This window comes from Sorangium sp. So ce590 (genome assembly GCF_051521365.1).
GTDB lineage: Bacteria > Myxococcota_A > Polyangia > Polyangiales > Polyangiaceae > Sorangium.
This window is the reverse complement of record NZ_CP150346.1, coordinates 1,118,021-1,132,721: the sequence shown is the minus strand read 5'-3', so window position 1 is coordinate 1,132,721 and position 14,701 is coordinate 1,118,021. Positions and strand designations below refer to the sequence as shown.

Genomic DNA, 14,701 nt, shown 5'->3' with positions numbered 1-14,701 from the left:
CGCCCCGGTTGACAACCGAAATCGCCCTCTCAGCCGGTCCGACCCTCAGGCCCACAGGCCGCCTGGATCGCCGCTCAACGTGCCTGGACCCGTTGGCCGTCAGCTCAGCGTATCCAATCGCTCAATCGCGTCGTCGACGCTCACCTCCCTCGACTCGACGCGCTCGAGCAGGCTCAGCAGATCTGCATTGGGCGAGCTCGACCTCCCGAGCGCGCGGGAACCGGTCGCATCACGCGCCGTCAGCTCCGCGCCACTCTCCGTGCGCTCCGTGCGCCCTTGGCCGAGCGGGTCCGCCTCGCCCGACCGCGACGCGCTTCCTGCCGCTCGACCCGCGGTGGCCTCGACCCTCCCGAGGCCGCGGGAAAGCTCCACCTCGTAGGACGCCAGGATGTGCCTCGCCAGATCGCCTATCCCCGAATAATCGAAGATAGAAGTAACCTTGAGCTGGATACCCATGTCGTCATTGATCCGCTTGACGAGATCCATCGCGACGATCGAGTCAACTCCGTAGTCCGCGAACGCCTCATCGAGGTGCAATTGCAGCGGATCGACGCCGATGCAGCTTCCGAGGTGCTTGCGGATCTCATTTTGGATCAGGACGAGCATCCGCGCGCGGGACGCGGCCTCGGGCGTCGGCGCTGCGCCGGTGTCCACATTCCGACGTGGAAGAAGGGCCGCGAGCTGCTCGTCCTCCGCGTCATGCGTCGCGTGCGCCGCCGGTCCGGCGGGCAGCGGCGACGGCGGGGCGCTCGACCGAGCGTCGGACCGCAACTCGGTCGCGCCCTTCGCTTTCATGCCGTTGGTCCGCGGGTCGCCGTTGACGGCAGCGCCGACCTGCAGCGCCCGGAGCCCTGACACCCTCAGCAGCGGCTTGCCGGACTCATCGATGGCGGTCACGTCGACCTTGAACCCACGCGCATCGCCGCTCGCGATCCTGGCGCAGACGTAGCGCGAGGCTTGCAAGCTCGCGCTGATCTCCACGTCGTCGACCGAGAACGGCTGGATCAGGGGCTGTTCGTGCCCGGTGCCACACCTCATCAGCATCGCGACCTGAAGCGCCGCGTCCACGATCCTGGGTTCGAGCGCCGAGCTCCCGCTCCCTCGCCGCGCGTCGTGCTCGGTCGCGAGCCGCCCGAGGGCGCCCCACTCGTACAGCCTGACCCACTCGACGAGCCGATAGGAGCCTCCGTACGTCAATCCCATCGCCTCGAACACCGCGTAGGCATCGCCCGCGCGCAGCATGGTCCCAGACCCGGAGAGGAGTCCCTTCAGATCCACAGAGTCCGCGCGCACCTCTTGCTCGCCTCGACCCAGGTACAGCTCACCTCGCGAATGCACCACCGGCGCCGCTCCAGACGAGCCCCTGATCTCGTAGCGGGACCAGCCGTCGACGGCATCGATGGTCATCTCCACCTCGACGCCGTCCCTCTCGACCACGAGCGGCGCCAGGAACGTGGCGCCGCGCAGGCGCCCCACTCCTCCTCGCGCACCAGGCCGCTCCCGTCGAACCGTGGCCATCGCCATCGACCAGCCGACCGAAATCGGCAGTACCATCCTGCCGTTCACAACGTGGTCCCGAGCCAACGAGTCCTGCGCACCGAGCTTCTTTTTGAGGATCAGCTCCCGTCGGCGGACGGTGGCCTCATCGATCATCTGGTCGAGACAATGAGGCTCGAAGCCGGTCTCCTTGACGGTCCTGCCGTCCGTCGGGATGTGATAGAGGTCTCTCGCGAAAGGGTAGCCGGGGAGGTGAACCCTGCGATAGCCTTGCCCTTCGTAGAGTGAAGGCCAGTCGATCTCGTAGCCCTTCACGTACAGGTCGGCCAGGGCGAGCAGGCGGTCGGCGTAGCTCGGCTGCGAGCTCGCTCCGGCCGCGGCCAGGTCCGTTACCAGCTGGTGAGCGAGCCGCCTGAGCGCTGGCTCCGCGCCCCGTTGGCTCTCCGAGTCCAGGTTGATGATGCAGCCGCCGGGAACCTTGCCCTCGCGGAGCTCCGAGGCCTTCGACACCAGCTCGTCGATGTCTTTGACTACGATGCCGACCCTGTAACGGAAGTGGCTCCGCCCGACGCTGAGGGTGTACGCAGCATCGCCCAGATCGACGCCTGGATCCTCTATCGTGAGCCAGTCCTTGAGCTCGGCGATCCTGCCGAGCGCCGCCGTCCTGGTCTTCCCTGACACGACGATCAAGAAGTGCCCAACGTCGCGGCGCCGCACCGCCGCGGCGCGCGTAGGGACCTCCTCGACCACCACATGTGCGTTCGTTCCGCTCCATCCGAAGGAGCTCAAGGCGGCCCGCCGGGCGGAGCCTGTCGGAGCGATCCAGTCTCGTAGCTCCGTGTTAACGAAGAACGGGCTCGCGGCGAGATCAATGTGGCGGTTCGCTGAATCAAAGTTGAGACTCGGAGGGATCTGTCGGTGCTCGAACGAGGAGAGGATCTTGATCAGCCCAGCCATGCCCGCCGCGGCCGTGGTATGACCAATGTTCCCCTTCACCGAGCCGAGCGCGCAGAATTGCCTCCTGTCCGTGAACGAGCGAAACGAGTCGATCAGCGCGTTGACCTCGATCGGATCCCCGAGCCGGGTCCCGGTTCCATGCGCCTCGACGTAGCTGATCGTCTCGGGAGAGATGCCGCAGGTGCGGTAGGTCTCCAGCTCCAGCTCGACCTGCGACGCCTTGCTCGGCGCGGTGATGCCGTTCGTCCTGCCGTCCTGGTTGATCGCGGACCCCTTGATCATGCCGTAGATCGAGTCGCCGTCAGCCAGCGCTTGCGCCAGGTCCTTGATCAGGATCACGCCGACCCCTTCGCCTACCACGACGCCATCGGCCTGCTCGTCGAAGGGCCTGCACTTGCCCGTTGAAGACAGCAGCCCGAGCTTGCTCAGGGAAACGAAGGTCCGAGGGTCGAGGTAGAGCGTGACGCCCCCGACGAGCGCCATCTTCATCTGGCCAGAGCGGATCTGCTCCTGAGCCAGGTGGAGGGCGACCAGCGATGACGAGCACGCCGTATCCACCGCGATGGCCGGCCCCTTGAGGTCCAGGAAGTACGAGATCCTGGACGCCAGGATCGCTGGAGAGTGACCCAGCAGCTCGTGGCCATCGCTCAGCGCGCTCTCGTTTGACTCGGACAGGGGCTGATACGGATTGCCGGCCACGCCGACGAAGACTCCGCACTTGAGCCCCCTGGTCGACTCGCCGCTGTACCCAGCGTCCTCGAGCGCGTGCCAGCACTGCTGGAGCAGCAGTCGTTGCTGGGGGTCCATGAGCGTAGCTTCCTTCGGCGAGATGTTGAAGAAGAGGGGATCGAACTCGAACGCGCCATCCAGGAAGCCCCCCCACTTGCTGTAGCTCTTTCCGGGCGCATCGGGATCGGGATCATAGATGCTGTCCGGGTCCCAGCGGTCCGCGGGGACCTCCCTGGCAGCGTCGACGCCCGCGGTCAGGTTCGTCCAGAACTCTCTCCTGTTCCGAGCCCCGGGAAACTGGCACGCGATCCCGATAACCGCGATCCCGCCTGACCCGCCAGCCTGGGCGTCTTCGGCGCGTGCCGGCGCAGCATGCGCCGCCGCGGTGGGCTGCTCTGCCTTGCCCACCCCCTGCGAGCTTGCCTCGGCTCGCGCTTGCTCTGATGTCTCCGGCCTCTCCTGCTGGACGTCGGGCATCTGTATCTGGTGCTGAGAGAGGAGGTACACAGACAGGTCTCTGATGCTGGAGTGGTCGAAGAGGACCTCCATCGGCAGGTGCAGGCCGAATCGCCGGTTCACCGCCTCCACGAGGCGGAGGCCGCGCAGTGAATCAACGCCATAGTCGGCGAATCGCGCCTCGATCTCGAGCTCCTGGATGCGTACCTCGAGCACTTCCGACACGATGCTGCTGATCCGCTGCTCCAGACGCTCGCAACGCGCCCGCTGGTTCGACCGATCGTCGCTACCCTCCCGCCGCTGATCGCCTCTGCGCTCCGCGGCCGGCTCATGAGGCGCGGCCTGCGGACGCGGCCCCTGGTCAGCCCCATTCGGACGACCGGCGGCGTCCGGCGGCTCGGCTGCCATGCGGGGCGCCGAGATCGATCGCAGGTACGGCGCCCCTTTCGGTGTATCCGCATAGCGACGGGGCGCCTGGATCTTGCGGAGATTTCTCTCGTAGACCGCATCGAGATCGGACCTCGGATCCACCTTTCGCGCGCTGAGCAGCACGTACGCGACCAGGCCCATCCGCAGCGCCTTCCCGTAATTGTTCCATGCGCGGTGCTCCGCCGCGCCGGCCAAGCCGCGACGAGTGTGATCGGCTCCGAGGAGCGCCAGGTTGTCCTCGAACCTGGCGTCCTCCAGGAAGTTGGCGATCTCCTCGCTCACGTCGATGCACTCGATGACCTCGAGCGCGTTCGTCGCCAGGAGCCGACTATACCGGATTTCCGTGGGTGAGTAGGAGCCAACCTCCTCATTGTTGATATCCCCTGATGTGCGCGCGATGGTGTCCGCCAGGTTCAGAAGGCCGCCCAGCCTCAGGTGACTCGCGACGTTCGAGTAGAGGCCATTCTTATTCTTGATATGATGGCAAACCTCGATTCCGTATATCAGATCGTACTGCCCCGGAAACGGGTCTTGTGAGCTATCGCAGAGATGAACATGGACACGGTCGGACAGCCCACGATTACTTATGTCCTGACTGGCGAACTCGAACTGCTTCCGAGCGATCGTATAGCCATCCCCTCGCGCGTGAACATAGCTCTCGGCGATTTCCACCAGATCTGTGCCGAGGCCGCAACCGATGTCGAGAAACGAATGCACCTTGTTAAAGTCGACGTTCCAGAACAACGCTCGCCTGAGCTCCTCCTGCTTTTCGACGACCATCTTCAGGTGCTCGGGCCGCGACTCAGGCCGAGAGAACGTCACGAGCCAGGAGAAGTCATCGATGACCGCCGGGAGCGGAGCCAGCGTGATGTATCTCAGGTAGCGGTCCTGAGCTCGAAAAATGCGCGTCGCCGTATTGTAGTAATCGGCCACGACCTCCGAGCCGCCGGCCAGCGGGAGGCCCCGGTCATGCGCTTCAACTCGATCGTTGAGCCAGTAGCGCTCTTTCGCGAACGGGTACGTGGGCAGCGATACACGCTTCATATCACCGCCGTTGACCATCTCGTCCCAATCCACCCCCCCACCGAGACACCACCACGCCGCGAGCGGCCTCAGGTCCCCGCTCGGGCGCACCGGCGGCTCACCGTTCCGGATCCTTGCATCGGCCTTGCCGCGAACGTAGTTCGACCTGTCGCTCGATCCCTGGAGGAAGGCGCTCAGCGAGTCGGCGAGCTCTCTCTTCGAGGTCGCGACGACGGCCAGGCGCTCGCTCATCGCCTCCCGCCCCACCATCAGGGTGTAGGAGATGTCGCGCAGCGTGGCGCCGCCGCCCCCGTCCCTCTCACGAGCGAGGTCCTCCTCCAGAAACACGGCCAGGTTCTCGGCCGCCTGCCTGAGCGCCTCTTGAGTCCGTGCAGAGAGGACGATCAGCTGCGCGCCTGCCGGCGCTTGCTCGCCACGTGAGCCAGGCTCGTCCTCACCGACCCACTCTTCGACGATGAGGTGCGCCAGCGCTCCGCCTCCTCCAAGCGAGCTTATCGCCGCCCTCCTCGGATGTCGAGGCTCCGCCCTCACCGCATCGACGCCCGATCTGGACCATGGACTCAGCTTGTCCTGAACGACGAACGGCGTAGTTGCAAAGTCGATAGACGAGCTCAGATTCGGCGGCACAATGGTCGGCGCAAGGGTGCCGTGTTTGAATTGCAGCAGCACCTTTGCGAGCTTCGCGATGTCCGCCGCGGACTCAGCATGTCCAATGTTCGGCTTGAGCGACCCGATCGTGCAGAAGCCGACGTCCTCCGTGGAGCGCCGGAACGCAGCGGTCAGACCTGCGACCTCTATCGAATCGCCCAGATCGGACCCTACCGCCTGGGCCTCGATATAGCTGATGGTCCTCGGGTCTATACCGGCCCTCGCGATCGCCTCGCTCGCCACCCTCGCATACGCCTGCGGATCTGGCGCGGCATACCCGTTCGTTCTGCCAGCGTAACCGACCGCCGTCGCCTTGACGACGCCATAGATGTGATCGCCGTCTGCGATCGCGTCGTGCAGCGGTTTGAGCAATACCGCTCCGACAGCTTCACCGGGGACGAACCCGTCAGCCCCGTCGCCGAAGCTGCGGCACCGGCCGCTCCTGGAGAGCAACCGCCGCTGACTCAGAACGACATAGCGATATGGATGTAAATAGAGGTTCACACCTCCCACCACAGCCGCGCCGCACTCACCGTTGCGGATCGCCTCGCAGGCGAGGTGCATCGCCACGAGTGACGCCGAGCACGCCGTATCCACGGGCATGCTCGGCCCCGTGAACCCGAACGTGTACGACACACGGTTCGCTACCGTCCAGTGCGCTCCCTCGGGGAGGACCATGCCGCCAGATTGGTTGCGCCACGCGTCCAGGCCGACCAGCTGGTATGTCCCCGAGGTGATTCCGATGTAGGTGCCGACGCCCTTGTGTCCATTGCTCTTGACCTTGAGATTCAGCCGCTCCCTTGTGTAGCCGGCATCCTCGAGCGTTGACCAGACCGCCTGCAGCAGCAGGCGCTCCTGTGGATCCATCGTCCGCGCCTCGGACGGCGACACGTTGAACAGCAGAGGATCGAACTCGTCATAGCCGCTCAGGAAGCCGCCGCAGTTGCAGTCCGTCCTGTCGTACCGGGAACCTGCGGCATCGTAGACGTGCTCGTTGTCCCAGCGCTCCCTGGGAACCCTGATGACGCAGTCCTTGCCCTCCGCCAGATTCCTCCAGAAGGCGTCGAGGTTATCGGCCATCGGGAAGCGGCCGCTGATACCGACGATCGCGATCGGATATCGAGCGCCCTCCTTCGCGCCACCTCCATCGCCATGAAGCCTCGAACAAGGGACGGGCGGCGCGACGCTCCGCCCTGGATCTTGCGCCGTAGCTGAGGCCGCGCTCGTCCGCTCGGGCTTACGGTCGGGCATCCTCGCTACAGCCGGCTCCTCGATCAACAACAGCCGCTTCAGCTCCGACTCGCAATTGGCCACCAGGTAAGCCGACAAGTCCTCGATTGTCTTGTATTCGAACAGCAAGCTCTTCGGCAGCGGCCCGAAGACCTTCTCGAGAGCTGCGTTCAGCTTCCTGATGACGAGGGAATCCACGCCGTAGGTCTCGAGAACCTCGCGGTGGCTCACGGTCTGCAGCGGCAGCCGAAGCTCCCCGCAGATGAGCTTCTTGACGTAATCAATGGTGCTCTCCAGCATTTTCTCTCCATTGGCTGCCCCAGCGGCTCTCGGGGGACATGCGGCGCCCGTTGGTCGAAGGAGGCGCTCGAACCGCGCCGCATCACCGTGAAACACAGCGACGGACTCGCCGCCGAGGCGGAGGACGTCAGCAAATGCACCCAGGCCCTCCTGATTGGGCATGGGGGCCATGCCCATCTGCGTGAAGAGGAGCTTCAGCTGCTCAGCGGCCAAAACAGTTCCGCCCTCGGCCCACAGAGGCCAGCTCGCCGACAAGGTCCGGCCGTACCTGTGCCCACCTCGGACGAGATCCGCCCTCAGCTCGGCAAATCGATCCAGGAAGGCGTTCGCCACGCCGTGGTCGCTCTGCCCCTCATTTCCGACGATCGACGCCAGCGATGAGAACATGATGAACACATCGAGCTCGTCCCTCGCCGTGAGGGCATCCAGGAACAGCGCTCCCTTCAGCTTCGTCTCGACCACCTCTTTGAACACGTCGTCCTGCTTCTTGGCGACGAGGCCGTCACGCAGAACCCCTGCTGCATGGATGACGCCGTCGATACGACCAAAGCGACGGCGAGCCTCCTCGACGACCACGCACAGCTGGTCGAGCCGCCTCACGTCTGCCCTCTGGTAGACCGCAGTTCCCAGTCTATCGAGCTCGCTCAGCCTCCGCCGCTTATCGAGCGACAGCTGCGAGACATGCGAGCGTCCGACCAGGACAAGACGCGCCTCGAACCTCCTCATCATGTATTCGCCCACGAGCAGGCCGAGCTCACCCGCTCCGCCCGTAACGATACAGACTCCGCCCCTCTTCAGCCGGACGCCATCAGCCGCGGCGCGGGCAGCGACGAAATTGCGATCGATCCTCTCGAAGCTGCGCGTCCACCGCGAGCCCTTTCGGTAGATGACATCTGTCTCTTCACCGGCTCCGATCTCGCTCAGGAGCACACGGACGTCCCTGTCAGCGCTGTCCTCGCCGTCGCGCTCCATGGCAACGACCTTGTGAATCATCAAGCTCTCCTCCACACGCAGGCTCTTGGCGAACGCCGCCATGGCTGCTTCGTGCGGCCGGGAGGATGCAGTGTTGCACTGATACAGGCTGATGATGCGCGTCTTGCCGCGCCGCTTCTGAGCCAGCAAGGCCCTCGTCAACCGAAGTATCGTGTAGGCGCCGGTCTCCAGCTCCTCGTCCACCGCCTCGGCCATGGCAAGCGGGTCCTCATCGCGCTCGCAGCTCGCCGCCTGGACGTCCGTGTTCCAGCAATGCAGTACTGTGTGGACGGGAGGGACGTCTGCCGACAGAGCACGGAGAAGCATTTCGAAACCCTCGCCTTCTTGCGGGCTGATTTCGTAAATTCCGTCTCCAAGATCACGGAATCGTTCACCCGGGCGTATCCAGATGATTTTGGTCCGCTCCTGCCCGCGCAACCGCTTCTTCAGCAGATCGAATCGTGCACGGGTGCGATCGAGGATCACGACCGACCCTGGCGCCAATTCGAGGTCTCGATCTGAAAGAGGCGCCTCGATCCACACCGGCCGGTAGTACTTCGTCTGCGCCGCGCCCATGCCTCCGACCTCGAAGCTGTTTCTTCTTGGCGGCTGCGGGCGGGTTCGTTCGTCCCCCGCCGGCACAGCCAGCTCGGGCGACAGTGCGGGATGGCGGTCAGCCGTATTCACTTCCTGCCGACCAGGCACCCAGTAGCTTTCTCGAGCGAATGGGTATCCGGGCAGCTGTAGCCTCCGGTGCCGGCCACCGGCATAGAGATCCTGCCATGAGATCGAGGCGCCTGTGACATAGAGCTCAGCGAGCGCCGACAGCTGCTTTTTGCGCGCGTCCGCCGCTCTGGGGTCCATTCGCGTCAGCTCATCGACGATGCCCGCGGCCCTCTCGTCGAGCGCTCGATCTCTCTCGTGCCCCAGGCCGGGCGCTTTGCCGCAACCTGGGCCGCGCCCCGGCAGCCTGGCCGTGGACCGGAGCTGCTCGGCGAGATCCTCGAGGCTGACCGCGACGTATGCCTCGCGCCTCGAGAAGTGGCTGCGGCCTACGTTCGATGTATAGCTCACGTCCTCGATGCTGGCGATCGAGCCGCTCTCGTCCAGCCACGCGACCAGCTCGTCGCACCGCGCCCGGAGAGCGTCATCGGTCTTCGCTGAGAGCGTTACGAGAAACCAGCCGTGGCGTTCGTCGGCGCGTCTGGCCGGCGCCGGCGGCGCGTCTTCCACGACCAGATGAGCGTTGGTACCGCTGATTCCGAACGAGCTCACAGCCGCCCGTCTCGGGGATCCCCCGCGCGGGGCCCAATCCGACAGTTCGCGAGTCACGTAGAACGGAGACCGCGCGAAGTCGATCTCCGTGTTTTCCTGTGCAACATTGAGGCTCGGAGGGATCTTGCCGTGCCTGAGCGCCAGCAAGACCTTGACGAGGCCCACGAGACCCGCTGCAAATATCGTATGCCCCACATTGGTCTTCACGGATCCGATGCCGCAGTACCGGCTCTCGGACGAATGCTTCCGGAAGACACTGGAAAGAGCGTCCACCTCGATCGGGTCGCCGAGCCTCGTTCCGGTGCCATGTGCCTCGATGTAGTTGATGCTGTCTGCGGCGATCGACGCTCGCTCATAAACATTGTTGATCAGCGCTGCCTGCGACAGGCCGCTCGGCGCAGTGATGCCGTTGGTCTTGCCGTCCTGGTTCACTCCCGACGCCTTGATCACCCCGTAGATGAAGTCTCCGTCATCCACCGCCCTGGCCAGGGGCTTCAGGACGATCGCCACTACCGCCTCGCCCGGAATGAACCCGTCCGCGCTGTCGTCGAACGCCTTGCACCGGCCGTCGCGCGCGAGCATGCCAGCCTTCGCCCAGCTGGCATGGTAGCTCAGCGTCGTCATGATGAACGCACCGCCTGCGATGGCCACCTCGCTCTCGCCCGAGGCCAGGCTCTGGCAGGCCAGGTGGACCGCAACTAGCGACGACGAGCAGGCCGTATCGACGGCCAGGCACGGCCCCTTCGCGTTCAGGAAATATGCGATCCTAGACGCCAGGATCGACGCTTCATTGCCGACGAACGCATGGGACTCGCTGTGGAGACCATTTTCCCGCAGGCGCTCTCGGTAGTCTCCCGCACCTGCACCGACAAAGACGCCGAGCTTCCTCTCGGAGAAATCGTGCGGATTGTACCCGGCATCTTCGATCGCTTTCCAGCACTCTTCCAGGAATAGCCTGTGCTGAGGGTCCGTCAGCTCGGCCTCGACCCCGGACATATGAAAGAACAAGGGATCAAAGAGGCTCACGTCATCCAGGTATCCACCATGGTCCGGGACTCCGTCCTCGCCATCACCGACGTCGAGCCTGCTCTTGTAGCGCCGCCGGGCGTCCGGGAACCTGGTGATACAGCTGCGCCCAGCGGCGAGGTTGCTCCAGAACTCTCGTACGTTGTTCGCCCCGGGGAACCGCCCTGACATGCCTATCACGGCCAACTCCAGGACCCCTTGCGCGTCGCGCGAGCCCGGGTTCGCGTCTCTCCGGTCGGCGCGAGCGGCCCGCCCGACGCCGCCCGGCGTAGAGGCGGAGTGGCCGGCGGGCTCCGGCAAAGCGCCAAGCGCAAGAATCCTGTCCCTGTGCTCCGAGCTGATGTATCGAGCCAGCTCGCCGATAGCAGGATAATTGAACAGATCGATCGCCCTGAGCGGAACCTGAAGCTCCTTCGCGAGCCTCTCTATCATGAGGATGCCCGTCTTGGATTTCAGACCGTAGTCCGCGAACCTCCTCTGCAGGTCGATGCGCTCTCTCGGCACCGTCGCCGCGCTCGCGACATGCGATACGATTCGCTCCACGACGGCATCGTACAGGTCTCCGTCCGCGGCCGGCCACCGATGCGCTCCCCCCCGCACCGCCGTCGACCTCGCGATCAACTCCGCCGGCGCGCCCTGCCTGTCCTGGATCTCGGGCGCGCTCGCCAGGATGACGGTCTGCGAGAACGCGCGCTCGCTGTCGCCCGGCGGACCGCCCAGCTCCCTGATCCGCCGAAATCCGCGCTCACGCAGGACCGCTGTCCAGGAAGCTGCTTGAAGGAGGGGGCTGTGCTCGATCCTGTCCTCACCGTCCTCGAACGACCACCAGCCGTTCGTGAGGCCGAAGATCAGGGTCAAGAAGTCGGCACGCTTCGTGAGCTCACAGAGGGCGAGTAGCCCGCCGGGCTTCAGCAGCTCATGGACATGGTCGAGCGTGCGGCGGATCAGCGTCGTGGCGTGCAAGACGTTCGTCGCGAGCACGATATCGAAGTAGTGCCGGTCGAACCCTTGTGCGGCGATGTCCCTCTCGATATCGAGCTCCCTGAAAGTGACGAACCGATACTGATCCCCGAAGGCGCCAGCCCCCTGCCGTGTGAAGAAGGGTGAGACGTCTGTGTACCAAAATTCGACCGCATCCCGATGACGCGCCAACTTATCGAGGACGTGTCGCGATGTGGCCCCGGTGCCTGCGCCAATCTCGAGGATCCGGAGCTTCTGCGTACCGGGGCCCGACAGCAAACGCTCTTCTACCGCCGCGCACACCTCCTCGGCGAGCTGTTCATTGGAGTAGATGGCGAGTCCGTTGGCCGCGTACGCCGCCGTGAGGAGCGCCAGAGACCCGTCCGGGAACAGGACGCTCATGACGTCGTCCTCACCTGACATGATCTCCCAGAGCTTACCCAGGCAACCACGCAGCAAGGCGACGTAAGGGGCGGCGCCCGGGCTCGATCGCAGCAGCTCAGGCGCCGCCACGGAGACGTCTCGCAACCGCCGCCTCAGCGCCGGGTCCTCCACGGCCGCCGTGGCCACGATCTCGTCCTGACTTAGGCTGATCCACCGCTCTCGCAGCAGGATCTCCAGAAGCGCCTCATATAGCCGCGCATGGCCCGCATCGATTCGCAACGCGCGCTGCAGCTCCGCCTTCATGTAGCGCTCGCCTGCTTTTAGCAACAGGCTCTTCCGCTGAAAGGACGAGAGCAGGAGGTCGCGAGCGTGACGCTCGAGCTCCAGGAAGACGGCGTGCGTCTCGACGAGCTCGCGCCCGCAGCCCCCACGACCATCGCCAGCCTCGGCGCGCGAAGCGGCCCTGATTTCTGGCCACGCGGCGCGCCCCTGCCAGAAGCGGGACCGGATGAACGGATATGTAGGAAGAGATGTCTTTTTTACGTTCTGATCCCGATAGAGGCGATGCCAGTCGACGCTCGCCCCGGCGTTGTAGGCCTCCGCGAGCGCCACGAGCTTCTGCTTTGACACGCTGCCAGCGCCCCCGGCCGCCGCGATATCCTCCAGGATCCGCCGCGCGGTCTCGTCCAGGGCTGCGTGACGCTCGCTCGGCGTCGACAACGCGCCCGCTGCAGGCCTGCGACCGTCATGATCCCGCGCCAGGGCCGAGTTGACCTGGGTCAGGAGGTCGGCGGCTCCATCGGCCACAAAGCTTCGGCGACATGAGAAGTGCCTACGCCCCCAGTTCAGCGTGTACGCAACATCTGCCAGGCAGACGCGCTCGGGCGCGATCCGCAACCAGTCCCGGAGCCCAGACAGCGCTCGATGAAGCGCTGGCTCGCTCCTTGCCGACACAGTGACTATGTGGTTGCCCGCCGGCTGACGCTGTGCGCTCTCTCGCGCCGGCGTATACTCCTCGAGCACCGCATAGCAGTTCGTGCCGCTGAAGCCGAACGAGTTGATTGCAGCTCGCCGCGGCACGCCGTGCGTCGTTGACCACTCTTGCGCGCTAGTATTCACGTAAAAGGGACCGCTCTCCAAGTCGATGAGCCCGTTGAGCCGGGAGAAATTGAGGCTCGGGACGAGGCTGGCTCTCCTCAGGCACAGCAGGACCTTGGCAAGGGCCGCCATTCCCGCCGCACCGGACAGGTGCCCAATGTTCGCCTTCACTGAGCCGATCGCACATGAGCCAGGTCCCTTCGCATGGCCACGGAACGTCTCCGTGAGCGCCGCCAGCTCGATGGCATCGCCGATCCTCGTCCCGCTGCCATGAGCTTCGACGTAGGAGACGGTCCCAGGGTCGATCCTCGCCGCCTCGTGTACCCGCTTCTGGACGGCCGCCTGCGAGCGCGAGCTGGGCGCCGTGACTCCGTTCGTGCGCCCTGTCTGGCCAACTCCAATTCCTTTGATGACGGCGTAAATGTTGTCCCGGTCCGCGATCGCCGAGGTGAGCCGCTTCACCATGATCATCCCGGCGCCTTCCCCCGGGACGAACCCGTCAGCGCGGTCGTCGAACGGACGACACTGGCCCGAGGCGGACAGCATGGCAGCTCGCTGCATGGCCAGATAAGATCGCTCGGTCAGGCAGAGCGAGACCCCGCCGACGAGGGCGAAGTCCAGGTCTCCGCTCCTGACGGCGGAGCATGCCTGGTGGAGCGCGACGAGCGTCGACGAGCACGCCGCGTCGACCGACAGGCTGGTTCCCTTGAGGTCGAGGAAGTCGGCGACCCTTCCAGCGATGAACGACGCCGTGTTTCCGACCAGGCTGTGCTCGGTCGCCTCCGGCCACTGCAGCTCGCTGTAATCCTGTCCCATCACCCCGATGAAGACCCCGCCGAAGCGACCGGCGAGCGCTTCGGGCGAGTAGCCGGCGTCCTCGATCGTGCGCCACGCCTCCTCCAGCACGATCCGCTGTTGAGGATCCATGGCCGACGCCTCGTCCGGCGAGAGGCCGAAGAACTCGGCGTCGAAGAGATCGACTCCCTCGAGGAGCGCCATCGCCTTCGGGAATGACGCAGCGCCGAGGGCCTGACCCTGAGCGCGATGCTCCGCGTCCACGACCTCACGGACGAGGCAGCGGCCGCCGTACAGGCTGCTCCAGAACTCGTTCGCGTCCTCTGCCCCGGGAAACCTCACGCTCAGCCCAATGATCGCGAGATCATCGATCGCGCCCCCCGCGGCTGTGTCCTCGGCACCGCGCGCCAGGCCAGGTGCCTTCACGCCCTCGATGCCCTGGGACTCGGGCGGCGCGTCGTGGTTCGCCCTCTCCAGCGCGCTCGCCTCCCGCCCGGACGCACCCTGGCCGCCCACGCGTTGGCGCAGGCCGAGCACGTCACTGCACGAGTCGACGACGTGCTCGACGAAATCCATCACTCGTATGTAGTCGAAGATCGCCTCCACGCCGAGCGAGAGGCCGAATCTCTCATTGAGCGCCACGAGGAAGTCGACGCTGAGCGACGAGTCGACGCCGAGCTCCAGGAAAGTCGTATCCGCGCCGATGCTCAACGAATCTCGACCGAGCTTGAGCGACAGGATCTCCTGGACCTCCGAGGCGAGGAAGCCTTTCATCTCTCCACGTGCACCACTCGATTGCTGCTGACCGACCGCGGATCCGCTGTTGCTGTTCATGATAAACCTGCGACATCAATGTAGGGTCGATGTTCAGCCGCGCGGGACCGCCGATGAGATCACTGCG

1 protein-coding gene is annotated in these 14,701 nt (G+C 65.2%); it reads right to left on the bottom strand.

Going from position 1 to position 14,701, the window contains the following annotated elements:
• Positions 1-99: 99 nt before the first annotated feature.
• On the bottom strand, positions 100-14,574 hold the full coding sequence (locus tag WMF28_RS04235; protein WP_437600754.1) for an SDR family NAD(P)-dependent oxidoreductase: 14,475 nt from the start codon (positions 14,572-14,574) through the stop codon (positions 100-102).
• Positions 14,575-14,701 lie beyond the last annotated feature (127 nt).

What these genes read in the sequence shown, in the direction of transcription:
- WMF28_RS04235 (WP_437600754.1), bottom strand. Translation starts at nt 14,574, where the DNA reads ATGAAAGGCTTCCTCGCCTCGGAGGTCCAGGAGATCCTGTCGCTCAAG.